Raw genomic sequence first — 25,818 nt, 5'->3', positions numbered from 1 at the left:
AAATCGGAAACAAGGAACAAACTTATGCACTATCACTCCAAGTCCAGCGGTTTCCAGCATCCGGCGTCGAGCGAGATAACGCCGCAAGTGGTGTATCAAAACCGACGCAAGCTATTGCAAACCGTCGCGACGGGAGTGGTTGGTGCTGGCTTGGCAACCTGGGCTTCCAGGAATGCCATGGCGCAAGGTTCCGGCTGGGGCAGTCGCCCCGGCAAGTTGGCCGCCTTGACCACCAAAGCCACGTCTGTCGATGGTGCCGTTACTGCGGAAAAAGTAACGCCCTACAAAGACGCCAGCACGTACAACAATTTTTACGAGTTCGGGACCGATAAAGCGGACCCGGCAGTGAACGCCCACACGCTCAAAACTACGCCGTGGACAGTGGAAGTCGAAGGGCTCATCAAAAAGCCGGGCAAATACGCGCTGGAAGACTTGCTGAAATTGAGTCCACTGGAAGAGCGCGTGTACAGGCTCCGCTGTGTGGAGGGGTGGTCGATGGTGATCCCCTGGGTGGGCTATTCGTTGTCGGAGCTCATCAAGCGAGTCGAGCCTCAGGGGAGTGCCAAGTATGTCGAATTCATAACCTTGGCAGACCCGAAGACGATGCCGTATGTTGGATCACGCGTCTTGGATTGGCCCTACGTGGAGGGCCTCCGGTTGGACGAGGCTCAGCATCCCTTGACCTTGTTAACTTTTGGCATGTATGGCGAGATTTTGCCTAACCAAAGCGGTGCGCCTGTGAGACTGGTTGTTCCATGGAAATATGGATTCAAGAGTGGCAAGAGCATTGTGAAAATCCGCTTTACTGAAAAGCCACCGGCCACAGCATGGAACAAAGCCGCCGCGAACGAGTACGGGTTTTATTCAAATGTGAATCCGAATGTGGACCATCCTCGCTGGAGTCAGGCTACGGAGCGCCGTATTGGTGAAGATGGCTTGTTTGCCAAGAAGCGCAAGACACTGATGTTCAACGGTTATGAGGCACAAGTGGGCCAGCTCTACGCAGGGATGGATTTGAAGAAGTTTTTCTAACTGTCCAGCCGATTCTTATGAACAAGTGGCTGCTGCATCGACTTGCCAAGCCGTGCCTGTTGATTGTGTTGTGTCTTCCGCTAATTCATCTGGTGTTCTCTGCCTTTGCGGATCGCTTGGGTGCTAATCCAGCGGAGGCCCTGATACGGTCAACTGGCGATTGGACTTTGCGCTTGCTGTGCTTGACATTGGTCATCAGCCCTTTGCGTGAGGTCAGCAAGTGGTCTGGCTTGGCACGGTTCCGCCGCATGGTAGGGGTGTCCACCTTTTTTTACGGATTGCTGCATCTGCTCTCATACAGCTGGCTCGATATGGGCTTGGATGTGCCGGACATAGCCGCGGACCTTGTGAAGCGCCCCTTCATTCTGGTGGGTTTTACGGCCATGTTGCTACTTAGCGCGCTGGCGGCCACCTCCTTCAACGCCGTGATCAAGGCTATGGGGGCCAGGCGATGGCAAATGCTCCACCGTTCTGTGTACGCGATTGCCGTGCTCGCTATCTTGCATTTCTTCTGGATGCGCGCAGGAAAAAACGATTTCACCGAGGTTGGCGTTTACGCCGCCATCCTCGGAATTCTGTTGGGCTGGAGAGTCCGCAGGTATCTGCGGAAATAAGCCCTACAGAAGCTTTTCGCCTCGAATCTGATCAGCAAACTCATCGCGCTGGCGAATGAGGTGGCTGTTTGTGCCGTCTACCAAGATCTCTGCCGCTTTAGGGCGGGAGTTGTAATTGCTCGACATGCTCATGCAGTAGGCGCCAGCAGACAATACGGCTAACCGATCGCCCGCTTTGACCGCCAGTGCGCGGTCGTGTCCAATCCAGTCACCGCTCTCGCAAACTGGGCCAACAACATCAAAAACTTCAGTCGATGGTTGAATTGATGAATACTGCAGAGGGACGATTGTGTGAAAGGCTTGGTACATGGCCGGCCGGGGAAGGTCGTTCATCGCAGCGTCAACGATGCAGAAATTTTTCTGTTCACCTGGCTTCATGTACAAAACCTCGGTCACGCAGACTCCTGCGTTACCGACCAATGAGCGCCCAGGCTCAATCATGAGCTGGCGCTGACCGAATCCTCGCGCATCCAGCTTGACCAGCAATTTGTGCCACAGAGCGTCTGCAGCGGGTGGGGTGTCACCGTTGTAGTTGATGCCCAAACCACCGCCAAAGTCGATGTGATGAATAGGTATGCCCGCTGCTTCGATGGACTCGACCAAATCTAACATCCGGTCCATGGCGTCAAGGTACGGCGTCTCTTCGGTGATTTGAGATCCAATGTGGCAGTCTATGCCCACGACTTTCAATCCCGGCAAAGCTGCTGCACGTTGATAGGTCATGAGCGTGCGCTCGTGTGCGATGCCGAATTTATTGCCTTTGAGTCCGGTCGAAATGTAAGGGTGGGTTTTGGGGTCTACATTCGGATTCACTCGGATGCTGATGGGCGCCTCCAAGTTCAAACCGAGGGCGACTTCATTCAGGACATCGATTTCTGCCTCGCTTTCAACGTTGAAGCAGCCGATTCCGGCCTTAAGCGCTACGGCCATTTCTGTACGAGTTTTCCCGACACCAGAAAAAATGACTTTGTCCGCTTGCGCGCCTGCCGCAAGCACTCGTGCGAGCTCGCCGCCAGAGACGATGTCAAAACCACATCCGGCTTTGGCAAAAAGTTGCAGGATGGCTAGCGAGGAGTTTGCTTTCATAGCGTAGCAAATGCGTGCATTACGGCCCGCAAAACCACGCTGATAAGCGGCCAGTGCGTCCAGCATGGAGGCTTTGGAATAGACAAACAAAGGTGTTCCATGGAGCGAAGCCAATTTGCCTAAGTCGCATCCTTCAACCTGCAGTTGGTCTTGATGGTAATGAACGTGGGGGTGTCCGGGGAGTTGGGGTGCGCTCATGGGGTAGAAGTGTTGGGGCTGGTAGCAGCAGCAGGGGCGGCGGGAGGAGCTTTGACACCTGCAGGTGGTACCGGGCGCTTCGGCAAATACAGCGCTCCAGTCTGGCCACAAGCGGTGAGTAACACGCAAAGGCAAAGCGGGCTTAGGGTGCTGACTAGAATTCGGGTTCTATTGAACATGCGTAAATTGTAATGACCGACCCTGAATTCATGAGCCTTGCCGAATCTTTGTTGACGTCCATCGAACTCGCTTGTGACCGGATCAATGATGAGTCGGATGCCGATGTCGACAACCAAAGAGTGGGTAGCATGATCACTCTGACCTTTGCAAACCGCTCTCAGATCATCGTGAATCTTCAAAAACCACTCCACGAGGTTTGGCTCGCTGCGAAGTCAGGTGGGTATCACTACCGTTGGCATGAAGGTGCTTGGCAAGACACAAAGGGGGCCGGAGAGTTCTTTGCTGCACTCAGCGCGAATGCTAGCGCACAGGCTGGCTTTCCATTGACCTTCAGTGCTGCCTAGTTCTTAAAAAGATCCAAGATTTTTTGTTTCTCGTCAGCGGCCGTACCGCTTTCTTTTGTACCCTCAGCTTTGTCGGTCATGCCGAGGTTGCTTACGCCAGCGCCGGGTGTGAACTCTTCATAAAACCACTCATTGCCTAGTCGTACGACCCCTTCTGGCGCTGTGGGTTCGCTTACGGGAACGCCCTTGAGTGCCGTCTCCATGAAGCTGATCCACACAGGCAGGCTGAGTCCGCCACCGGTCTCGCGATCACCAAGTTTGCGGGGCGTGTCGTAGCCAATCCATGTCACTGCAGTGATGGTAGGTTGGTAGCCTGCAAACCAAGCATCCATAGAGTCATTGGTTGTACCTGTTTTGCCGTAAAGATCGGGGCGTTTCAGCGTCGCTTGCGCGCGAGCGGCAGTACCGGAGCGAGTAATCTCCTGAAGCAGGCTGCTCATCATGAACGCGTTGCGCTCGTCGATAGCTCTTTCAGAGTTTGCAAGTGCAGGCGGCGTAGTCTCCACAAGTACTTTGCCCCTTTGTTCGCTCACCTTGGAAATAATCCACGGGTTGACGCGATAGCCGCCGTTTGCAAACACGGAGTAGGCGCTCGCCATTTGCAGCGGTGTCACCGCGCCTGCGCCCAATGCCATCGTCAGGTAAGCGGGGTGTTTTTCGGCTTCAAAGCCGAAGCGAGTCACCCATTCCTGTGCGTAAGGGGCGCCGATCGAATTCAAGACCCGTATTGAGATCATGTTTTTCGATTTGGCTAGACCTCTGCGAAGGGTCATCGGCCCCTCAAATGTGCCGTCGTAGTTCTTCGGCTCCCAAGGCTGCCCTCCCGTAACTCCGGCATCGAAAAACAACGGCGCGTCGTTCACCACGGTCGCTGGGCCGAATCCTTTTTCCAGGGCAGCTGAATAGATGAAAGGCTTGAAGCTTGATCCGGGTTGGCGCCATGCCTGTGTTACGTGATTGAATTTGTTTTTTGCAAAGTCAAAGCCGCCTACGAGGGCCCGGATAGATCCGTCGCGCGGGTCCATGGCGATGAACGCTCCCTCGACTTCCGGCAGTTGGGTGACCTCCCACCCACTTTTGCTTGTTTTAGCCACCCGGATGACTGCGCCCTTTCTAAGCTTGATGTTAGGTGGGGCCTTGTCTGACAGTCCGGATTGGGCAGGCTTCAGGCCGTCGCCGGTGATCTCTACCACCTCACCGTTCTGGCGCTGTGCCTTGATTCGTTTGCTATCCGCTTGGAGAACGATGGCTGCCATGACATCTCCATTGTCAGGATGGTCGTCTAGCGCTTCGTCGATAGCGTCTTCCAGTTCTTGGCCTTTGGCGGGGAGCTCGACGAACTTTTCCGGTCCGCGATAAAACTGCCGGCGTTCGAAATCCATGATGCCGCGCCGAAGAGCGCGATATGCCGCGATCTGCTGGTCAGATTTGATCGTGGTGAACACGTTGAGTCCGCGCGTATATGTTTCGTCGCCGTACTGGCTGTACATCAATTGCCGCACCATTTCAGAAATGTATTCCGCATGGATCGGGTTGGCGTTGGGTCCGGTCTTGATGAGCAATTGTTCAGCGTGTGCGGCTTCGGCTTCTTGCTCGGTAATGAATCCGTTTTCCAGCATGCGATCAATGATGTATCCCTGTCGCACTTTTGCGCGCTTGGGGTTGCTGATCGGGTTGTAGGCGGAAGGCGCTTTTGGAAGGCCTGCCAACATCGCTGCTTCAGCGACAGAGACATCCTTCAAAGGCTTACCAAAGTAGATTTCTGAAGCTGCGGCGAAACCATACGCGCGGTTGCCCAAGAAAATCTGGTTCATATAGATTTCCAAGATCTGGTCCTTGGAGAGCATGTGTTCCAGCTTGAAAGTGAGCAAAATTTCATAAATTTTGCGAGTGAACGTTTTCTCAGAAGTCAGGTAAACATTCCGCGCCACTTGCATGGTGATGGTCGAAGCACCTTGGCTTTTGGCTCGACCGACATTTGCCAAACCGGCACGAATGACCCCCACATAGTCCACGCCGCCGTGCTGGTAAAAACGCGCGTCTTCCACCGCAAGAATGGCGTTTGTCATGACCTTGGGTATTTCTCGAATAGGGGTGAGCTTTCGGCGCTCCTCCCCAAACTCCCCGATCAAATCACCGTCAGCAGAGAAGACCCGCAGCGGGAGCTTGGGGCGATAGTCTGCGATGTCGCTGATATCTGGCAAATTCGGATAGGCCAATGCAAGAGCCAATGCGACCAAGGTCAAAACCGAAAGAATGGCTGCAGCACTCAAGCCGGCTATCCAAGCCAGCGCTACCCATAACCAATGTGTTTGTTTTGAGGGGGCGTGCTTTGCAGTATCGGAGGATGTGGGCATGTAGGCGATCTGATGTTCGTGCGATTATAAAAACGAGTGGCCCTATGCAACTAACTGCGTTGATGGCGTTCTTAACGGACCTTTTGAAGCGTCTTTTTAATGGGCTGCCAAGGCGCAAAAAGGCTTTTCAAGCCACTTTCAGGCGTCGGATTTTGACAACGTTATAAATTGTCAGAAAGTGAAAAATCCTTTGCCGCTCAATACCCTTGCTGATAGCATTGAAGTGATTTGTTAAGTCTGATCGACGCGTTGTCGTTCTGTTTCAGGGGACCATTTTGATATCAATAGGGGCGTTGTTTAGCCGTCAGCCAGCTCCAATGCTCGGGCTGGATATCAGCTCTTCGAGCGTGAAGCTGGTTGAACTCGGCCGCGATAAGGCCGGTAATTTGGTGTTGGAGCGCTGTGCCATTGAACCTCTGGAGCGAGGCTGGTTTGTTGACGGGAATGTTGAAAAATTTGACGAAGTAGCTGAAGCTGTACGCAAACTGGTCAAGAAAAGCGGTACCAAAACCAAAAGCGTTGCGATGGCGTTGCCCCCCTCTGCAGTGATTACAAAAAAAATCATTTTGCAGGGCGGCATGTCGGACTTGGAGCTCGAGCAACAAGTAGAGGCCGAGGCCAACCAATACATTCCGTTTCCCTTGGATGAAGTAAGTCTGGACTTTTGCGTTGTCGGTCCCAGTGCTTCCAGTGTGGGGGATATAGAGGTGTTGATTGCAGCTTCCCGGCGTGAGAAGGTGCAGGACATTCAAGGCTTGGCGGAAGCCGCTGGATTGACACCAGTAATTGTGGATGTGGAGTCCTATGCTGCTCGCTTGGCTGCCGGGCGGCTGATCGAAAATTTGCCCGGGCAAGGTGCAGGTTTGATCGTCGCGCTTTTTGAGATTGGCGCGATGACCACAAGTATGCAAGTCATGCGCGACGAAGAGGTTCTGTACGACCGTGATCAAGCGTTTGGCGGTGCACAGCTAACCCAGCTTATTGTTCGGCAATATGGGTTCTCTCAAGAGGAGGCCGAGAGTAAGAAACGCAGCGGTGAGCTACCCGACGATTACGAGGCCACCGTACTTAAGCCGTTTATAGACACCATGGTGCAAGAGCTGGGTCGTGCCTTGCAGTTCTTTTTTACAAGTACGCCACACAACCGCGTGGATTACATCATGCTGGCAGGTGGTTCTGCTGCGCTTCCTGCATTGACAAATGCTGTCACTCAGCACACATCTTTTCCTTGTAGCCTTCTCAATCCGTTTGATGGCATGGAGATTGGAGAAGGGGTTCGCTTGAAGCGAATGACGCGTGAAGCGCCTTCGTACCTGACCTCTTGTGGTCTTGCGTTGCGGAGGTTCTCCCAGTGATATTGATCAACCTTTTGCCGCACCGAGAGGCGGCCCGAAAAAAACGCAAAGACGTTTTTAACTTGGCACTTGCTGCCGCAGCACTACTCGGTGGATTGATTGCCGGAACTGTCTATCTGTCGTACGAAGCTGCTATCTCTCAGCAGCAGAGCAACAACTTTGTGCTGGAAACAGAGATTAAAAAGCTCGAGGGCCAGATTAAAGACATCGCCGGACTGGAGACAGAGATTGCTGCTTTGCGCGCTCGGCAGCAGGCAGTTGAAGACTTGCAGTCTGATCGCAACTTGCCAGTGCATTTGCTTTCTGAACTAGTGCTCCAGCTGCCTGATGGAGTCTTTATTAACAAGATGGTTCAGCAGGACCAGCAAGTATTGATCACCGGAGTTGCGCAATCCAACGAGCGTGTATCGGAGTTACTGCGTAACCTAGCCAACAATACGCCTTGGTTTAGCAAGCCAGAGCTGATTGAAATCAGTGCTGGATCGACAGCGATCTCTCCTAAAGAGCAACGTCGCACTTTCAATTTCAATGTGCAAGTCAAATTAATGCGTTCCAGCGAGACTGAGCAGCTTGCCGTAAAACAGGCTGAAATGTCTGCTTCCAGCGCAAGTGCCCCGATATCCGTGGCCTCGAAGCCCGCGCCCAAGCTTTGATGAGAGTAAGTATGGCTAAAAATTTAAATCTCTCGGTAAATTTCACAGACTTACAAGAAAAGCTGACGTCGCAATTTCGTGAATTGGATCCGAAGGATCCATCGCTCTGGCCTTCTATTCCTCGTTACTTGTTATTGATTGCGACAGCCGGCATTGTGGTGGGCCTTTTGTGGTTTTTATGGCTGTCCGGATCGCAAGAGACCCTGCAAGCGGAGCAGGAAAAAGAAATCGTCCTCCGTGAAGACTATAAAAAGAAGCTGACCAAAGCGGTTAATCTTGAAGTGCTCCGTAAGCAGCGCGAGCAGGTTTTGCAATATGTCACACAGCTTGAAAAGCAATTGCCCAGCAAGGCGGAAATGGATGCTTTGCTATCAGACATCAACCAAGCCGGTTTGGGCCGGAGTCTGCAGTTTGAACTCTTCAGGCCGGGGCAGATTACGGTCAAAGAGTATTACGCAGAGTTGCCAATCACGATCAAAGTCACTGGGAATTTCCATGACATCGGCAGTTTCGCCTCTGACATCGCCAATCTGTCGCGCATCGTGACGCTGAATAATTTGTCGCTTTCGCCCCGTACGGATGGGGCCTTGACCCTTGACGCCACCGCTAAGACATTCAGGTATCTCGACCCTGATGAGGTCCTGGCACAGCGCGCTTCGGCGGGAGCTAAGAAATGACGTTCTTGCGCATCGCCGCCGTAGTAGCGCTTGGCTTACTGTTGGGCGCGTGCGGCTCCAGCGGAGAGGATGATCTCCGGACTTGGATTGTTGAGGAGCGTAACCTAACGCGACCTAGAGTTGCACCTATCCCCGCTCCGAAGCAGTTTGTTCCGGAGAAGTACGCCAATACCTCAGCCAGAGAGCCATTTAGTAGCGTGAATTTGACACAAGCACTGAAGCGCGAGTCTTCGCAGGCGGTGACCAATGGCGCCTTGGTGGCTCCTGAGCTGGCAAGACGGAAAGAACCATTGGAGGCCTTTCCATTGGATTCGATGTCGTTGGTTGGCAATCTGTCGAAATCTGGTCAGCCTGTGGCCTTGGTCCGTGTGGATAACCTGCTGTATCAAGTACGGTCTGGAAACTATTTGGGTCAAAACTACGGGAAAGTCACCAAAATCACAGAAACCCAAGTGACCTTGCGTGAGATCGTCCAAGACGCTGCGGGCGAGTGGATTGAGCGCGTCGCAACACTTGAGCTGCAAGAGAAGGCGAGATGAGATGTCCGAACGATTTACTTGGAATGCGCATGTTTAAAAAAATTGCTTTTACCCTGTCTCTGCTGGTCGGACAGTTTGCGTTCGCGCAAGGAGCCATCGAGTCCGTGTCGGGGTCTCTGCAGGGCGGGAACGAGGTCGTCCGCATTGATTTGAGCGAGGCGCTTACCGCGTTACCTACAGGCTTTGCTATTCAGTCGCCAGCGCGCATTGCTCTCGATTTTCCCGGTGTCGCAAATGCCATGGGTCGATCAACGGTCGAGATCAACCAAGGTAACTTGCGTTCCGTCAGCGTGGTTCAGGCGGGTGAACGTACCCGTGTGGTGCTGAACCTGAAGCAAGCCGCCGCTTACAAGGCTGAAATTCTAGGGAAGTCTTTGATTGTGTCCTTGGGTGCTGCGGAGGTGGCCAATACGAAACCTGTCAGCGCTTTCGCTGAGCCGATCGCGCGAGTGGCTGCACCACTGAAAGACGTGGATTTCCGCCGGGGGGCTGATGGTGCGGGTCGTGTGATCGTTACCTTGCCCAATAGCCAAGTGGGTGTGGACATCCGTCAACAGGGGCAAGGTCTGGTTGTTGAGTTCATGAAGTCCAGTCTGCCAGAAGGCTTGCGACGCAAGCTGGATGTGGCCGATTTCGGAACGCCAGTGAAATCCGTCACCACTACCCAATCTGGGGACCGTGTGCGCATGGTGATTGAGCCTCAAGGTCAGTGGGAGCACAGTGCGTATCAAAGTGATGAGCAATTTGTGGTTGAAGTCAAAGAGATCAAGGTCGACCCAAAAAAGTTGACGCAAGGCCCCGGCTACAACGGACAAAAGCTGTCTCTGAACTTCCAGAGTATCGAAGTGCGTTCGTTGTTGCAAGTGATAGCCGACTTCACCAATTTCAACATCGTGACCTCTGATTCGGTAGCCGGCTCAGTCACGCTCCGTTTGCAAGATGTCCCCTGGGATCAGGCTCTGGACATTATCCTGCAGGCGAAGGGTTTGGGCATGCGCAAGACCGGAAACGTCTTGTGGGTTGCTCCGAAAGATGAAATCGCAGCCAAAGAAAAGCTCGATCTTGAGACCGTAGTTGCTGTGCAGAACTTGGAGCCCTTGCGCACCCAAGCTTTTCAGATCAACTACGGCAAAGCGTCTGACATCGCAGCGGGTTTGATCGCCTCAAGTTCCGGTGCCGGGCAAGGCGTGACCGCGACGCGGATACTTTCTTCCCGCGGCAGCGTGATTTCGGAGAATCGCACTAACCAGTTGTTTGTTACCGATATTCCCAGCAAGTTGGAGCAAGTGCAGCAACTGATCTCTAAGATTGACATTGCTGTACGCCAAGTATTGATTGAAGCGCGGATTGTGGAGGCCTCCGATTCTTTCGGCAAGTCACTGGGCGTGAAGCTGGGTGGCGGGGGGGCGGCTGGTGCTTCCGGCGACAAGCCCGGTATATCGCTGGGCTCAAGCTATGTGGCAGGTTCTGCAGCCACGACCTCGGGTAATTTCGTGAATTTGCCCTCTACAGGAGCTCTGGGCAGCAGCTCGCCGGGCCAGTTTGCGGTCTCCATCTTTGGCGCAGGTGCGGATCGTTTCTTGAATTTGGAAATCTCTGCATTGGAGGCTGAAGGCAAGGGCAAAGTGGTGTCCAGCCCTAGGGTTGTAACGGCTGATCAGATTCGGGCATTGATTGAGCAGGGTACAGAACTGCCTTACCAGGTTGCGTCATCGAGCGGTGCTACATCCATTGCGTTTCGTAAAGCCAACCTGAAACTCGAAGTGCTCCCGCAGATTACGCCTGAGGGCAACATTATCTTGACCTTGGACGTGACCAAAGACACCGTAGGTCAATCCACGCCTGCCGGCTTCGCGATCGACACTAAGCACGTTCAAACCCAAGTCTTGGTAGAAAACGGCGGTACGGTGGTGATTGGTGGTATTTTCACTGAGAGCTCGACGGACACAGAAACGAAGGTTCCCTTCTTTGGCGATCTGCCGGGCTTGGGAATCCTCTTCCGCAATAAGGCCAAAGAGATCCAGAAAAGAGAGATGCTCGTGTTCATCACACCGAAAGTCATTGCCGACAAAGTGGTGGGACGTTGATCCCAGCATGCTGAGGTAGTTACGAATTGAGCATTAGTCTTGTCGGTCTTCCCGGCTCCGGGAAGACCACCGTCGGGCGACAACTAGCGCGACGTCTGCGCCTTCCCTTCGTTGACTCAGACCACGCCATTGAGGGCCGTATCGGTTGCTCTATCCGTGAATTCTTCGATCGAGAAGGGGAAGAGCGCTTCCGCGATATCGAGGAGGATGTCCTGGATGAGCTGTCAAAAAATGCAGACTCCGTCTTGTCGACCGGGGGCGGTGCTGTGTTGCGCGCGAACAATCGGGGCAATTTGCATGCGCGTGGCAAGGTCGTGTATTTGAAGTCCACTCCAGAGGAGTTGTTCCGGCGGCTGCGCCACGACGTGAGCAGGCCTTTATTGCAAGTGTCTGATCCTCTGGCGCGCATGCGCGAGTTGTTTGCGGTTCGTGATCCTTTGTACCGAGAAACGGCCCATTTCGTCCTGGAGACCGGTCGCCCCTCGGTAGCAACCTTGGTCAATATGATCGTCATGCAGCTAGAGCTCTCTGGCGCCATTCCCTCGGTCGACTAAGCCGGTCTTTGTGCCCCGTCACAGGTAGGCCCTAAACTATCGGGCTATGACTACGCAAGTGCTTCACACGGTTCACATTTCGCTTGAAGAGCGAAGCTACCCCATTCATATCGGCCACGATCTTTTGGTCGGTGAGTCCGTCTTCTCTGGCTTACCCGGTGCGCACACGGCACTGATTGTGAGCAACACGACGGTAGCGCCGTTGTATGTTGCCAGATTGAAGGCTGGGCTAGCACCGCATTACGCGCGTGTTTTAACCTTGGAGCTCCCCGATGGTGAGGCCCATAAGCACTGGGAAACGTTGAATCTAATTTTCGACGTTTTGCTAGCCAACACAGCTGACCGGAAGACCACGCTATTTGCCTTGGGCGGCGGTGTGGTGGGGGACATGACGGGGTTCGCGGCGGCAAGCTATATGCGTGGTGTGCCTTTCGTGCAGGTGCCTACAACTTTGCTCGCTCAGGTGGATTCGTCGGTAGGTGGCAAAACGGGCATCAACCACCCACTCGGCAAAAATATGGTGGGTGCTTTCTATCAGCCTCAGATGGTGCTGTGTGACCTAGCGACCTTGGGCACCTTGCCCCCTCGGGAGGTGAGCGCCGGTCTGGCCGAAGTCATCAAATACGGACCTATCGCCGATATGGGGTTTTTCGATTGGATCGAAGCCAATATCGAGAATTTGGTCAGTCTGGACAGCGTCACACTGGCGCACGCGGTGAAGCGGAGTTGTGAAATCAAGGCTTGGGTAGTAGGACAAGACGAGCGGGAGTCCGGGCTTCGCGCCATATTGAACTTCGGTCATACATTTGGCCACGCCATCGAGGCAGGCCTGGGCTACGGGGAGTGGTTGCACGGTGAGGCCGTCGGATGCGGAATGGTCATGGCAGCAACCTTGTCAGAGCGGCTGGGCTTGGTAGATGCGGCATTTGTCGCTCGACTGACGCGCTTGATTGCAGCCGCGGGTTTGCCCGTCAAAGCGCCGCTGCTCCATGCCGAAGACAATGCCGGAGCCTATCTTGATTTGATGCGGCATGACAAAAAATCAGAAGCTGGTGAAATCCGCTTTGTAGTGATCGATGGCCCGGGGCGTGCAGCGCTTCGCAGTGCACCTGATGCGCTTGTGCGCGAAGTGATAGACGCTTGCAATTTGTGATCGCTATAAAAATAGTAGCTGCTCGCGCATATAAAACAAGGGTTATAGCGTAATTTTATGGATCAGCTTCAGCCCTACGCCTGTTTGCCTGAGACCAGCAGGGGGCGACGCTTTCCTGAAGAGGCGGCGCCGACCCGGACCCCTTTTCAAAGGGATCGGGATCGGATTGTTCATTCCACTGCTTTCAGGCGCTTGGTTTACAAGACACAGGTCTTCATCAACCACGAAGGTGACCTCTTTCGCACCCGCCTCACGCATTCGCTGGAGGTTGCGCAGCTGGGGCGATCGATGGCCCGGACCCTCGGCTTGAACGAAGACGTGGTCGAAACCATCGCTTTGGCCCATGATCTAGGACACACCCCTTTCGGTCATGCGGGGCAAGATGCCCTTCACGAGTGCATGGCTGAATACGGTGGTTTTGAACATAACCTGCAAAGTCTTCGGGTCGTGGACCACTTGGAGGCGCGGTATCCCCAGTTTGATGGCCTCAATTTATGCTTTGAGTCTCGCGAAGGCATCTTGAAGCACTGCTCCCGTACTAATGCCCACGCGCTGGAGCAGGCCGAGGTCGACTTTCCTGCTGCAGCTGCCGGTGTCGCCCGCAGATTCCTGGATGGCGGGCAACCGAGTCTCGAGGCTCAGCTCTGCAATCTGGCCGATGAAATCGCCTACAACTGTCACGATATTGACGATGGTGTCCGGTCCGGTCTGCTGCTGATGGAGCAAATGCTGGAGGTGCCCCTGTTTTCGCGCTATGCCCGCCAAGCGCTCACACAACATGCGCAGCTAGCGCAGCCTCCACAGCAGCGGCGTTGGCTGTACGAGTCCATCCGCTTGATGCTGAGCAACATGGTCTACGACGTATTGAAAACGACCCAAGCTCAATTGGCCGAGAGTCGACCGGCGAGTGTGGTGGAAGTGCGCGCTGCAAAGCCTTTGGTGTTGTTCAGCCCCGGCATGCGGGCGGAAACCCGTGAGCTGAAGAAATTTCTCTTTGACCACCTCTATCGCCATTACCAGGTGATGGACACGATGAACAGGGCCAAGCAGGTGGTACGTGATCTTTTTGATGCTTATCTGGAGACGCCGGCTGAAATGCGCCAAGACAGCGAGCCTGCGGGCGACATTACGCTTCAGCGGCGGGTGAGTGACCATATTGCAGGTATGACCGACCGTTTCGCCTTGCGTGAGCACGCCCGCTTGACCGGAAAGACCTTGTTTCATGTCTGAACTCCCCCGCCTTCCCCCGCAAACAGATGATGTAGTGATCGCTCGCACCAGGCAGTGGCTGGAGCGCGCGGTCATCGGGCTCAATCTGTGCCCGTTTGCAAAGGCTGTTTACGTCAAGAACCAAGTGCACTATGTGGTGTGCCGGGAAGCCGCGCCGGCAGATGTGTTGGAGGTCTTGCAGACGGAGTTGCTCGCCCTGCAAGCCAGTCCGGCCGAGACCAGAGACACAACGCTCCTGATATTGCCTGACGCACTGACAGAGTTTTTGGCGTTCAATGACTTTTTGTATCCCGCCGATAAACTGCTGCGCAAGCTCAAGCTCAGCGGCGATTTGCAGATCGCCAGTTTTCACCCGGATTTTCAGTTTGCCGATGCAGGGCCGGACGACATCGGCAACTTCACCAATCGGGCGCCTTATCCGATATTGCACCTGCTGCGCGAGGCCAGCATTGACAAAGCCGTCGAGGCCTTTCCCGAGGCTGAGCAGATCTATGCCCGCAATATTGCCGCCCTCGAGGCCCTTGGCGCAGAGGGGTGGGCGGCGCTCGATGTGGCGGCTTACCCTGCTGCGGGCCCCCATCCCGAAGAAACTAAATGAAAAAAAACAAGATATTCCCCGGTCAAAGTGGTGCGCCAGCGTTGCCTGAAGGGCAGTTCCCGGAGATCCGCCCCGGGCAATCGGTAGAGCTACTCAAAGAGCTTCACATCCTGACCCGTGACGGCAAGCTCAACCAAGATTCCCGTCGCAAGCTCAAGCAGGTCTATCACCTTTATCAGTTCATCGAAAAATTGATGAATGAGCTGCCGCAAGCATCCGGCGGAAGCTTCACCCTTGCGGATCACGGTGCCGGCAAGTCGTATCTGGGCTTCATTCTTTACGACCTGTACTTCAAGCACCTCCCGCAGAGCCACCTGTATGGGATAGAAACCCGGGCCGAACTGGTCGATAAATCACGGGTGTTGGCTGACAAGCTGGGCTTTGACCGCATGAGCTTTTTGAACGTCAGCGTGGAGGCGGCGACACAGCTCGAAGAGTTACCCAAAACCTTTGACGTGGTCACAGCCCTGCACGCCTGCGACACCGCCACGGACGATGCGATTGCGTTCGGGTTGGAAAAGCGGGTGAAAGCGTTCGTGTTGGTGCCATGCTGCCAAGCAGAGTTGGCCCGCCATTTGAGCCAAAGCAAGGCGCTCAGCCTGACGCGCACACCCCTGGCCGAACTATGGCGCCACCCGTTGCACACCCGTGAAATGGGCAGCCAGCTCACGAATGTGTTGCGCTGCTTGTACCTCGAAGCCCATGGCTACCAAGTGACCGTCACAGAGCTGGTGGGTTGGGAGCACAGCATGAAAAACGAGTTGATTCTGGCGCGGTACACCGGCCAAAAGAAGCGGCAAGCGGCCGAGCGTTTGAAGTCCATTTTGCAAGAATTCGGTCTTCTGGCCTTGCTTGACACACGGTTTACATTGCCCATGGACAATCAGCCTGACAACGGATCCGGGGCCTGAGGCGTTAGCTGGTCTTGAGAGACATGTTTTGTAAATTGGAGATTGTTATGAAGCAGTGGTTGAAATGGGTTGGTATCAGTGCAACGGTGGCCTTGTTGGGTGCATGTGCGAGCAGCAGCCCTGATGTGATTCAGCGTGGCGATTCCCAGCGCTTGGCGCAAGTTCAGGATGGAGTCGTGTTGTCTATTCGGAATGTCGTGGTGGATGGCAACCAGTCCGGCGTGGGCGCCGCAGTAGGCGGAGTCGTAGGGGCCATTGGTGGCTTCAGCGGCAGTGGTGTGCAGCGCGAAGCGCAAGTACTTGGCGTGCTTGCAGGCGTAGCCGGCGCAGCCGCGGGTAATGCGATTGAGCGTTTCTCCACCAAGGAAGAAGCGGTAGAAATCCTGGTGCAACTGAAAAACGGCGACCGCCGCGCCATTGTTCAGGCCAAAGGCGGTGAGCAATTGGTGGCGGGGGATCCTGTGGTGTTGGTAACCACCGGCTCCAAAGTCCGCGTTACCAAGGCGCCTAAGAATTGATTTGAATCAGAGCCTTCGCTGGAGATAGATTTCACAATGGGGTTTTGAATGGGCGCATCAGCGCCCATTTTTTATAGGGCACCCCCATGGCAATTGAACTCTTCAAAAGTCCGCAGCATTGCTGCATCATGTTTTCCGATCTGGTGACCGACGAGGCAGAGGCGGTACAGGCCAATCAGTTTCTTATTGTCAATCACGGGCAGGCAGCCATCATTGACCCCGGTGGCAACATGACGTTCAACGCGCTGAATCTCACGATGCGTGAATACGTGGCCCCTCAGCATTTGGACTACATCATTGCCTCGCATGCGGACCCAGACATCATCGCGTCCCTCGATCGCTGGATGACTTCTACCTCCGCAAAGCTACTAATCTCCCAGCTATGGGCGCGGTTCGCACCCCATTTCTGCAAAGTCGGGAAAACCGAAGATCGCATCACTCCGATCCCCGACGAGGGCGGCATCTTGCGTTTGGGTAACTCGGAGCTCTTGTTACTACCTGCCCACTTCATGCATGCTGAAGGAAATTTCCAGTTCTACGACCCGATCAGCAAAATCCTGTTTTCAGGTGATTTGGGCGTATCCATGGTGGGTGGGCAGGATGCCAAGCGTTCTATTGACAGCTTGCAGCCCATGCCCGCGGGAATGGAGGCATTCCACCGGCGGTACATGGTGAGCAACAAAATTCTGAAGCTATGGGTCAAGATGGTGCGCGCGTTGGATATCCGGATGATTGCCCCGCAGCACGGCGCTCCCTTGGTGGGTCCGGCGATACCGCAGTTGTTGGACTGGCTGGAGAACCTTTCCTGTGGCATTGATTTGATGGGCGCTCCCCAGTACCAATTGCCGGTTCGTGCCTTGTAGTTCGGATTGAGGGGCGGGTATCCGCTACGATCCTCTGCCATGGCACGACTTCCAAGACTATCGATTGCAGGGCACTTGCACCATGTGTTGCAGCGCGGGGCCCATGGCCAAGCGGTCTGCAAGGATACGGAGGATTTTGACGCGTTCCTGAACGCGCTTTACAGCGCTGCCGAGGCGAATCACGTCGCAGTGCATGGCTATGTGGTCTTGGCAGATCATTTCCATTTGCTTGTGACGCCCGCGAGTGCAGAGGGCTTGCCAGGCTTGATGCAGGCCTTGGGCCGCAGCTATGTCAGGTACTTCAACAGCAAATACGAACGCCGCGGCACCCTGTGGGAAGGGCGGTTTAAATCCGCAGTGTTGCAGCCGCGCTATTTGCTACCTGTGTTGACCTACTTCGATACCCATGCCCTGCGCCATGGTGAGGGGGCCGCGCCGGCGGACTATGCGTGGTCGACCCATGCCCATTACAGCGGTGCCCGGGTGGACAAGCGCATTGCGACACATCCGGCGTATTGGGGTTTAGGCAACACCCCGTTTGCCCGGGAGGCACAGTACCAAGCCGCGGTGCAAGAGGGCCTCAATTCAGTGCAATTGGGTGAAATCACCGACGCTGTGATAGGTGGATGGACCTTGGGCGATGCTGCATTTGTCGCAGATTTGCAAAAAAACAGCGCCCGTCGACTCACTAAAAAAGCTCCCGGTCGGCCAGCTCTCCACGTTAAAACTTAGTCAAATAGTGACTTTGCGCAGGTAAATAAAGCGCTTATTGCTATCAAATTGATATGACCCCAATAAATTAAGACGTCATTTTGGCTTAATTTAAATGGGGTCAGACCCCATTTAAAAATCTTGGCACTTTTGTTGCGTTGCAGTATTCTCCAATCCCATTGCAATTTTCAGGAGTGCGCCATGACCACGGCAGCCGAAATCCAATATCTCAAAGACCACGGTTTGTATTCCAACGCGAATGAGCACGATGCCTGCGGCGTCGGTTTTGTCGCGCACATCCGGGGCGAGAAGAGCCATGACATCGTCAAGAATGCACTCAAGATCCTCGAAAACTTGGACCATCGCGGCGCAGTAGGCGCAGACGCACTGATGGGGGATGGCGCCGGTATCTTGATTCAGTTGCCTGATGCGCTGTACCGCGAAGAAATGGCCAAGCAAGGCGTGACCTTGCCGCCCCAAGGCGAATACGGCGTCGGCATGATTTTCCTGCCCAAAGAGCACGCCTCCCGCCTCGCTTGCGAGCAGGAAATGGAACGCGCCATCAAGGCCGAAGGCCAAGTGCTGTTGGGTTGGCGCGATGTGCCGGTGAACCGCGATATGCCCATGTCGCCCACCGTGCGCGCCAAAGAACCTATCCTGCGCCAAGTCTTCATCGGCCGTGGCAACGACGTGATCGTGCAAGACGCGCTGGAGCGCAAGCTGTACGTGATCCGCAAGACCGCCAGCGCCAACATCCAGGCACTGGGCCTGACCCACTCTAAAGAGTATTACGTGCCCAGCATGTCCAGCCGCACCGTGGTCTACAAGGGCCTGCTGCTGGCCGACCAGGTGGGTGTTTACTTTAAGGATCTGGAAGACGCCCGTTGCGTGTCGGCCTTGGGGCTGGTGCACCAGCGCTTCTCCACCAACACCTTCCCCGAGTGGCCATTGGCTCACCCTTACCGCTACGTGGCCCACAACGGTGAGATCAACACCGTTAAAGGCAACTACAACTGGATGAAGGCCCGCGAAGGCGTGATGTCTTCCCCCGTGTTGGCTGCCGATCTGCAAAAGCTGTACCCCATCAGCTTTGCAGACCAGTCCGACACAGCCACTTTCGACAACTGCCTTGAGCTGTTGACCATGGCGGGCTACCCCATCAGCCAGGCTGTGATGATGATGATCCCTGAGCCATGGGAGCAGCACACCACCATGGACGAGCGCCGCAAGGCCTTCTACGAATACCACGCAGCGATGATGGAGCCATGGGACGGCCCGGCCTCGATCGTATTCACCGATGGTCGCCAGATCGGCGCCACCTTGGACCGTAATGGTCTGCGTCCTTCGCGCTACTGCATCACAGATGACGACTTGGTCATCATGGGCTCCGAGTCCGGCGTGTTGCCGGTGCCCGAGAACAAAATTGTGCGCAAATGGCGCCTGCAGCCCGGCAAGATGTTCCTGATCGACCTGGAGCAAGGCCGCATGATCGATGACGAGGAGCTCAAAGCCAGCCTCGCCAACAGCAAGCCCTATAAGCAGTGGATTGAGAACCTGCGCATCAAGCTCGACAACGTCACCTTTGACGAGCGCCGTACCGACAGCGCTTTGTCTGCCGTGGTGGCGGGCGTCGAGCCCAAGCGCATCACCGACCAAGTGAGCCTGCTGGACCGCCAGCAAGCCTTCGGCTTCACCCAGGAAGACTTGAAGTTCCTGATCGCGCCTATGGCGGCAGCCGGTGAAGAGGCGATCGGCTCCATGGGCAACGACAGCCCCTTGGCTGTGCTGTCCGACAAAAACAAGCCGCTCTACAGCTACTTCAAGCAGCTGTTTGCCCAGGTGACCAACCCGCCGATCGACCCGATCCGCGAAGCGATCGTGATGTCTTTGGTGTCCTTCATCGGACCCAAGCCCAACCTGTTGGACATCAACCAGGTGAACCCGCCCATGCGCCTGGAGGTGAGCCAGCCGGTGCTGGACTTTGCCGACATGGCCAAGGTGCGCAATATCGAGCACCACACCCAAGGCAAGTTCCGCAGCTACACCCTCGACATCACCTACCCCTTGGCTTGGGGTCATGAAGGTGTGGAAGCCAAGCTGGCTTCCTTGTGCGCCGAGGCGGTTGACGCCATCAAGAGCGGCAACAACATCCTGATCATCAGCGACCGCAGCATCAGCGCGACCCAAGTCGCTATCCCTGCGCTGCTGGCCCTGTCCTCTATTCACCAGCATCTGGTGCGTGAAGGCCTGCGCACTACAGCCGGTCTGGTGGTCGAAACCGGTACTGCCCGCGAGGTGCACCATTTCGCAGTGTTGGCGGGTTACGGTGCAGAAGCCGTGCACCCCTACCTCGCCATGGAAACCCTGCAAAGCATCCACAAGGAGCTGCCGGGCGACCTGAGCGCTGAAAAGGCGATCTACAACTACATCAAGGCGATCGGCAAGGGCCTGTCCAAGATCATGTCCAAGATGGGCGTGTCGACCTACATGTCGTACTGCGGTGCCCAGTTGTTCGAAGCCATCGGCCTGAACACTGAAACCATCGACAAGTACTTCACCCGCACCCCCAGCAAGGTGGAAGGTATCGGCGTGTTCGAGATCGCGGAAGAATCCATCCGCATGCACAAGCTGGCCTTCGGTGACAGCCCGGTGTTGGCGAACGCCTTGGATGCCGGTGGTGAATACGCCTGGCGCACCCGTGGTGAAGAGCACATGTGGACCCCGGATGCGATTGCCAAACTGCAGCATTCCACCCGCGCCAACAACTGGAATACTTATAAAGAGTACGCCCAGATCATCAACGACCAGTCCAAGCGCCACCTGACGCTGCGCGGCCTGTTCGAGTTCAAGGTGGATCCCGCCAAAGCGATTCCGCTGGAAGAAGTCGAGTCCGCCAAAGAAATCGTCAAGCGTTTTGCGACCGGCGCCATGTCCTTGGGCTCTATTTCCACAGAAGCCCACGCGACATTGGCGGTGGCCATGAACCGCATCGGCGGCAAGAGCAACACAGGTGAAGGTGGTGAGGACGCTGCACGTTACCGCAACGAACTTAAAGGCATCCCGATCAAGCAGGGCGACAGCCTCAAGAGCGTGATCGGTGCCGAGAACGTGGAAGTGGACCTGCCCCTGTTGGCCGGTGACTCCCTGCGCAGCCGCATCAAGCAAGTGGCTTCGGGCCGCTTTGGTGTCACTGCCGAATACCTGCACAGCGCAGACCAGATCCAGATCAAGATGGCTCAAGGTGCCAAGCCCGGCGAAGGCGGTCAGCTGCCTGGTGGCAAGGTGTCTGAGTACATCGGCAAGCTGCGTCACTCGGTGCCCGGTGTGGGCCTGATTTCGCCCCCTCCACACCACGACATCTACTCCATCGAGGACTTGGCCCAGCTGATCCACGATCTGAAGAACGTGGCGCCGCACTCCGGCATCAGCGTCAAGCTGGTGTCTGAAATCGGTGTGGGCACGATCGCTGCCGGCGTTGCCAAGTGCAAGGCCGACCACGTGGTGATCGCAGGCCACGATGGTGGTACCGGCGCTTCGCCATGGTCCTCCATCAAGCATTGCGGTAGCCCTTGGGAAATCGGTTTGGCCGAAACCCAGCAGACCTTGGTGCTGAACCGCTTGCGCAGCCGCATCCGCGTGCAGGCAGACGGCCAGATGAAGACCGGCCGCGACGTTGCTATCGGCGCCTTGTTGGGTGCCGATGAGTTCGGCTTCGCTACCGCACCGCTGGTGGTGGAAGGCTGCATCATGATGCGCAAGTGCCACCTGAACACCTGCCCCGTGGGCGTGGCGACCCAAGACCCCGTGTTGCGCGCCAAGTTCTCCGGCAAGCCTGAGCACGTGGTGAACTACTTCTTCTTCATCGCGGAAGAAGTGCGCCAGATCATGGCCCAGCTGGGTATCCGCAAGTTTGACGACATGATCGGCCGCTCCGACCTGCTCGACACCCGCAAGAGCATCGAGCACTGGAAGGCACAGGGCCTGGATTTCAGCCGCCTGTTTGCCCAGCCCAATGTGCCGGCCGACGTCCCACGCTTCCAGACGCTGGAGCAAGACCACGGCTTGGAGAAGGCACTGGACAACGTGTTGATCGCCAAGAGCCGCGCTGCCATCGACAAGGGCGAAAAAGTCCAATTTATGGAGCGTGCACGCAACGTGAACCGTTCGGTGGGCGCCATGCTCTCCGGTGCGGTGACCAAGGTGCACCCAGAAGGTTTGCCGGATGACACCATCCGCATCCAGCTGGAAGGCACAGGCGGTCAGTCCTTCGGCGCCTTCCTGGCCAAGGGCATCACCTTGTACCTGATTGGCGATGCCAACGACTACACCGGCAAGGGCCTCTCCGGCGGCCGAGTGGTGGTGCGTCCTAGCATCGACTTCCGCGGTGACGCCATCCGTAACACCATCGTGGGTAACACGGTGATGTACGGCGCGACTACCGGCGAAGCCTTCCTGAGTGGCGTGGCCGGTGAGCGCTTTGCGGTCCGCTTGTCTGGCGCTACTGCAGTGGTCGAAGGCACTGGCGACCACGGTTGCGAGTACATGACCGGCGGCACCGTGGCGGTGTTGGGTAAAACCGGGCGCAATTTTGCAGCCGGCATGAGCGGCGGTATCGCCTACGTGTATGACGAAGACGGCCAGTTCGCCAAGCGCTGCAACACTGCCATGGTCAGCCTCGAGAAGGTGTTGACCGCGACCGAGCAAGCTACAGCGGTCGACAAAGCGGTCTGGCACCGTGGTGAGTCGGATGAAGCCCAGCTGAAGAAGCTGCTCGAAGACCACAACCGCTGGACCGGTAGCAAGCGTGCACGCGAGTTGTTGGACAACTGGGACGTGTCCCGCGCCAAGTTCGTGAAGGTGTTCCCCAATGAGTACAAGCGTGCTTTGGGTGAGATTCATGCACGTAAATCGGCTCCAGCGCCCGCCAAGTCTGCGGACGCTGCTACAAAAAAAGAAGCAGCCGCAGCCAAGTAAGGCCGGTCTGATCTAACGTACAAGGACATACATCATGGGAAAAGTCACTGGCTTCATGGAGTTTGAGCGCATCGAGGAGGGCTACAAGCCCGTTGCCGAGCGCTTGAAGAACTACAAAGAGTTCGTCATCGGTCTGGACGATGCACAGGCCAACAAGCAAGCCGCGCGCTGCATGGACTGCGGTACGCCGTTCTGCAACAACGGCTGCCCGGTCAACAACATCATTCCGGACTTCAACGATCTCGTCTTCCGCAAGGACTGGAAGGCCGCCATCGACACGCTGCACAGCACCAACAACTTCCCCGAGTTCACCGGTCGCATCTGCCCCGCACCTTGCGAGGCGGCCTGCACCTTGAACGTCAACGAAGAAGCGGTGGGCATCAAGTCGATCGAGCACGCCATCATCGACCGCGCCTGGCATGAAGGTTGGGTGAAGCCCCAGCCCTCTGCCGTCAAGACCGGCAAAAAAGTCGCCGTGGTCGGCTCCGGCCCCGCTGGCATGGCTGCTGCCCAGCAGCTGGCCCGTGTGGGTCACGACGTCACGCTGTTCGAAAAGAACGACCGTATCGGCGGCCTGCTGCGCTACGGCATTCCTGACTTCAAGATGGAAAAGACCCACATCGACCGCCGCGCTGAGCAGCTGGTCGCTGAAGGCGTCACTATCCGCACCGGCGTGCTCGTGGGTGACATGCCCAAAGGCTCCAAAGTTACCAACTGGGCCAAGGAAACCATTTCCCCCGAGCAGCTCAAGAAGGATTTCGACGCGGTGCTGCTGACCGGCGGCTCTGAGCAGTCCCGCGATCTGCCTGTGCCCGGCCGCGATCTGGACGGTATCCATTTCGCCATGGAATTCCTGCCCCAGCAAAACAAGGTCAATGCCGGCGATAAGCTGAAGAACCAGCTGCGCGCTGACGGCAAGCACGTCATCGTCATCGGCGGTGGTGACACCGGCTCTGACTGCGTGGGCACCTCCAACCGCCATGGCGCGGTCAGCGTGACCCAGTTTGAGGTGATGCCCGAGCCACCGGCCGAAGAAAACCGCCCCATGACCTGGCCTTACTGGCCGCTGAAGCTGCGCACCAGCTCCAGCCACGAAGAAGGTTGCGAGCGTGTGTTCTCCATCTCGACCAAAGAGTTCATCGGCGAAAAAGGCAAGGTCACGGGTCTCAAGACCGTGCAAGTCGAGTTCAAAGACGGTAAGTTGGTCGATGTGCCCGGCACAGAAAAAGTACTCAAGGCCGACCTCGTGTTGCTGGCCATGGGCTTTGTGAACCCGGTGGCGACCGTGCTGGAGTCCTTCGGTATCGACAAGGACGCACGTGGAAACGCAAAAGCAACGACCGATTTCACCGGTGGCTACGCGACCAATGTGCCCAAAGTGTTTGCCGCTGGCGACATCCGTCGCGGTCAGTCGCTGGTGGTTTGGGCGATCCGTGAAGGCCGTCAAGCAGCCCGTGCGGTGGATGAGTTCCTGATGGGCTTTTCCGACCTGCCACGCTAATAAGGGTTTTCCCCCTTATCATTCCAAGGCCGGGCACATCCCGGCCTTCTTGCTTTATGGCTCCAACATCTTCTACAGCTCTGGTTGAATTGAACAACGTCTCCTTCGGGTACGGGGAGCGTCGCATTCTCGACGGCATCAGCCTGACCGTCCCTCGTGGCAAGGTCACTGCGCTGATGGGAGCCTCAGGAGGCGGAAAAACCACCGTGCTTCGCCTGATCGGCGGGCAATACCGCGCTCAAGGCGGGCAAGTGCTTCTCCATGGCGCCCCGGGCGAGGGTGCCAGCCAGGACATCACCCGGATGAGCACTGCGGAGCTGTATGCGGCCCGTCGGCGCATGGGCATGTTGTTTCAGTTTGGTGCCTTGTTCACCGACCTGAGCGTGTTTGACAACGTGGCCTTTCCGCTGCGTGAGCACACCAAATTGCCCGAGGCCTTGATCCGCGACATCGTGCTGATGAAGCTCAATGCCGTGGGCCTGCGGGGCGCCCGGGACTTGATGCCGTCCGAAGTGTCCGGCGGCATGGCGCGCCGCGTCGCGCTGGCACGCGCCATCGCCTTGGATCCCGAGTTGGTGATGTATGACGAGCCGTTTGCAGGTTTGGACCCGATTTCATTGGGTACCGCCGCCCGCCTGATCCGTCAACTCAACGATGCCATGGGCCTGACCAGCATTGTGGTGTCGCACGATCTGGAAGAAACCTTCTACATCGCAGACCAAGTCATTATTTTGGCCAACGGCAAAATTGCGGCACAAGGCACGCCCCAAGAGGTGCGCGACAGTGTCGATCCTTTGGTCCATCAGTTCGTGAATGCGCTTCCCGAAGGTCCGGTGCGCTTCCATTACCCTGCCGCCCCTGTGGATGCGGATTTTTCTGTCGGGGCATCTTCATGAAGTTCTTGCAACCGGCTGAATTGGGCTACGCCGTGCGCAGCAAGCTGGCGGACGCGGGTGCGGGTGCCCGCTTGTTCTTCCGCTTGGTCGCCTCCTTGGGGGCGGTGTTGCGCCGTCCGGCGTTGTTGCGCGACCAGATTCACTTCATGGGCAACTACTCGCTGGCCATCATTGCGGTGTCGGGCGTTTTTGTGGGCTTCGTCATGGGCTTGCAGTACTACTATGGCTTGCAGCGCTTTGGCGCTGCAGACTCGGTGGGTATGCTGATCAGCTTGAGTTTGGTGCGGGAGTTTGGCCCGGTGCTGACAGCGCTGCTGTTTGCCGGCCGCGCGGGCACTTCGCTCACCGCAGAAATCGGCCTGATGAAGGCGGGTGAGCAGCTCAGCGCCATGGAGATGATGGCAGTCGACCCGGTGGCCCGTATTTTGGCGCCTCGGTTTTGGGGGGCTGTCATTGCCATGCCTATCCTTGCGGCCATTTTCAGTGCGGTGGGTGTGCTGGGTGGCTGGGTGGTCAGCGTGCCGATGATTGGGATTGATTCGGGCGCATTTTGGAGCCAGATGCAAAGCGGGGTGGATGCCTGGGTTGACGTGGGTAACGGGGTGCTCAAAAGCGTAGTGTTCGGTTTTGCCGTGAGCTTTATCGCCTTGTTGCAGGGTTTTGAAGCGCAGCCGACACCCGAGGGAGTGGCCCGTGCCACGACCCGGACCGTGGTGGTGGCTTCGCTTACCGTGTTGGCCTTGGACTTTGTCCTGACGGCCATGATGTTCAGTATTTGAGGGGGGAA

At 56.3% G+C, this 25,818-nt stretch carries 23 protein-coding genes; 20 read left to right on the top strand and 3 right to left on the bottom strand.

The features are described 5' to 3' along the window. Window positions 1–24 precede the first annotated feature (24 nt). Both msrP and RAE21_RS11610 read left to right on the top strand, forming a co-directional pair. Window positions 25–1,032: a protein-methionine-sulfoxide reductase catalytic subunit MsrP gene (gene msrP / locus RAE21_RS11615; protein WP_313881506.1), complete on the top strand. Its 1,008-nt coding sequence runs from the start codon at window positions 25–27 to the stop codon at window positions 1,030–1,032. Window positions 1,033–1,049: 17 nt separating this feature from the next. After that, window positions 1,050–1,646: a protein-methionine-sulfoxide reductase heme-binding subunit MsrQ gene (locus RAE21_RS11610; RefSeq protein ID WP_313881505.1), complete on the top strand. Its 597-nt coding sequence runs from the start codon at window positions 1,050–1,052 to the stop codon at window positions 1,644–1,646. A gap of 3 nt (window positions 1,647–1,649) precedes the next feature. Here the strand turns inward: RAE21_RS11610 and lysA are convergent, their stop codons facing one another. Continuing rightward, a complete protein-coding gene (gene lysA / locus RAE21_RS11605) occupies window positions 1,650–2,930 on the bottom strand; it encodes a diaminopimelate decarboxylase (RefSeq protein WP_313881504.1) in 1,281 nt (426 codons plus the stop codon). Beyond that, window positions 2,927–3,109: an LPS translocon maturation chaperone LptM gene (gene lptM / locus RAE21_RS19350; RefSeq protein WP_428984022.1), complete on the bottom strand. Its 183-nt coding sequence runs from the start codon at window positions 3,107–3,109 to the stop codon at window positions 2,927–2,929. The genes lysA and lptM overlap by 4 nt, the downstream gene beginning before the upstream one ends. A gap of 12 nt (window positions 3,110–3,121) precedes the next feature. Here lptM and cyaY point away from each other — a divergent pair, with 12 nt between their 5' ends. Beyond that, the gene (cyaY, locus tag RAE21_RS11600; protein WP_313875265.1) at window positions 3,122–3,454 is read left to right on the top strand and encodes an iron donor protein CyaY; all 333 of its coding nucleotides are present in this window, start codon (window positions 3,122–3,124) and stop codon (window positions 3,452–3,454) included. On the opposite strand, the gene RAE21_RS11595 is transcribed toward cyaY, so the two are convergent. Then, entirely contained in the window at window positions 3,451–5,811 is a 2,361-nt protein-coding gene (locus tag RAE21_RS11595; RefSeq protein ID WP_313881503.1) for a penicillin-binding protein 1A, read from the bottom strand. The genes cyaY and RAE21_RS11595 overlap by 4 nt on opposite strands. Before the next feature lie 275 nt (window positions 5,812–6,086). Here RAE21_RS11595 and RAE21_RS11590 point away from each other — a divergent pair, with 275 nt between their 5' ends. From RAE21_RS11590 to mlaE, 17 genes are all read left to right on the top strand, one after another. Then, the gene (locus tag RAE21_RS11590) at window positions 6,087–7,166 is read left to right on the top strand and encodes a pilus assembly protein PilM (protein WP_313875267.1); all 1,080 of its coding nucleotides are present in this window, start codon (window positions 6,087–6,089) and stop codon (window positions 7,164–7,166) included. Further along, window positions 7,163–7,819, top strand: coding sequence for a PilN domain-containing protein (locus RAE21_RS11585; protein WP_313881502.1), 657 nt, complete (start codon window positions 7,163–7,165; stop codon window positions 7,817–7,819). Before RAE21_RS11590 ends, RAE21_RS11585 begins: the two co-directional genes overlap by 4 nt. A gap of 11 nt (window positions 7,820–7,830) precedes the next feature. Then, window positions 7,831–8,496, top strand: a complete 666-nt coding sequence (locus tag RAE21_RS11580; protein ID WP_313881501.1) for a type IV pilus inner membrane component PilO — start codon at window positions 7,831–7,833, stop codon at window positions 8,494–8,496. Then, window positions 8,493–9,035, top strand: coding sequence for a pilus assembly protein PilP (locus RAE21_RS11575; protein ID WP_313881500.1), 543 nt, complete (start codon window positions 8,493–8,495; stop codon window positions 9,033–9,035). Before RAE21_RS11580 ends, RAE21_RS11575 begins: the two co-directional genes overlap by 4 nt. Before the next feature lie 29 nt (window positions 9,036–9,064). Further along, window positions 9,065–11,122 (top strand): type IV pilus secretin PilQ, encoded by a 2,058-nt coding sequence (locus RAE21_RS11570; RefSeq protein WP_313881498.1) that lies wholly within the window; start codon window positions 9,065–9,067, stop codon window positions 11,120–11,122. 26 nt (window positions 11,123–11,148) lie between these two features. Further along, window positions 11,149–11,676, top strand: a complete 528-nt coding sequence (locus RAE21_RS11565) for a shikimate kinase (RefSeq protein WP_313881497.1) — start codon at window positions 11,149–11,151, stop codon at window positions 11,674–11,676. 46 nt (window positions 11,677–11,722) lie between these two features. After that, window positions 11,723–12,829: a 3-dehydroquinate synthase gene (aroB, locus tag RAE21_RS11560; protein ID WP_313881496.1), complete on the top strand. Its 1,107-nt coding sequence runs from the start codon at window positions 11,723–11,725 to the stop codon at window positions 12,827–12,829. A gap of 57 nt (window positions 12,830–12,886) precedes the next feature. Then, complete coding sequence (locus tag RAE21_RS11555) at window positions 12,887–14,059, top strand: deoxyguanosinetriphosphate triphosphohydrolase (protein ID WP_313881495.1); 1,173 nt, start codon at window positions 12,887–12,889, stop codon at window positions 14,057–14,059. Continuing rightward, window positions 14,052–14,657, top strand: coding sequence for a DUF1415 domain-containing protein (locus RAE21_RS11550; protein ID WP_313881494.1), 606 nt, complete (start codon window positions 14,052–14,054; stop codon window positions 14,655–14,657). Before RAE21_RS11555 ends, RAE21_RS11550 begins: the two co-directional genes overlap by 8 nt. Continuing rightward, window positions 14,654–15,568, top strand: a complete 915-nt coding sequence (locus tag RAE21_RS11545) for a class I SAM-dependent methyltransferase (protein WP_313881493.1) — start codon at window positions 14,654–14,656, stop codon at window positions 15,566–15,568. Before RAE21_RS11550 ends, RAE21_RS11545 begins: the two co-directional genes overlap by 4 nt. A 47-nt stretch (window positions 15,569–15,615) precedes the next feature. Next, window positions 15,616–16,086 carry an outer membrane lipoprotein gene (locus RAE21_RS11540; protein WP_313881492.1) on the top strand — a complete coding sequence of 157 codons (471 nt, stop codon included), beginning with the start codon at window positions 15,616–15,618 and terminating at the stop codon, window positions 16,084–16,086. Window positions 16,087–16,172: 86 nt separating this feature from the next. Then, the gene (locus tag RAE21_RS11535; protein ID WP_313881491.1) at window positions 16,173–16,949 is read left to right on the top strand and encodes an oxygen-binding di-iron domain-containing protein; all 777 of its coding nucleotides are present in this window, start codon (window positions 16,173–16,175) and stop codon (window positions 16,947–16,949) included. A 39-nt stretch (window positions 16,950–16,988) separates the two neighbouring features. After that, window positions 16,989–17,681, top strand: a complete 693-nt coding sequence (locus RAE21_RS11530) for a transposase (protein WP_313881490.1) — start codon at window positions 16,989–16,991, stop codon at window positions 17,679–17,681. Window positions 17,682–17,861: 180 nt separating this feature from the next. Next, a complete protein-coding gene (locus tag RAE21_RS11525; protein WP_313881489.1) occupies window positions 17,862–22,634 on the top strand; it encodes a glutamate synthase-related protein in 4,773 nt (1,590 codons plus the stop codon). 34 nt (window positions 22,635–22,668) lie between these two features. Then, the gene (locus RAE21_RS11520; protein WP_313881488.1) at window positions 22,669–24,135 is read left to right on the top strand and encodes a glutamate synthase subunit beta; all 1,467 of its coding nucleotides are present in this window, start codon (window positions 22,669–22,671) and stop codon (window positions 24,133–24,135) included. Window positions 24,136–24,191: 56 nt separating this feature from the next. Further along, window positions 24,192–25,031: an ABC transporter ATP-binding protein gene (locus tag RAE21_RS11515; RefSeq protein WP_313881487.1), complete on the top strand. Its 840-nt coding sequence runs from the start codon at window positions 24,192–24,194 to the stop codon at window positions 25,029–25,031. Continuing rightward, a complete protein-coding gene (gene mlaE, locus RAE21_RS11510) occupies window positions 25,028–25,810 on the top strand; it encodes a lipid asymmetry maintenance ABC transporter permease subunit MlaE (protein WP_313875283.1) in 783 nt (260 codons plus the stop codon). Before RAE21_RS11515 ends, mlaE begins: the two co-directional genes overlap by 4 nt. The last annotated feature ends 8 nt before the right edge of the window (window positions 25,811–25,818 follow it).

Source organism: Rhodoferax potami, assembly GCF_032193765.1.
In the GTDB taxonomy this organism is placed as follows: Bacteria; Pseudomonadota; Gammaproteobacteria; order Burkholderiales; family Burkholderiaceae_C; genus Allorhodoferax; species Allorhodoferax potami.
The sequence above is the reverse complement of the archived record's forward strand: the minus strand, read 5'-3'. Positions and strand labels throughout refer to the sequence as shown.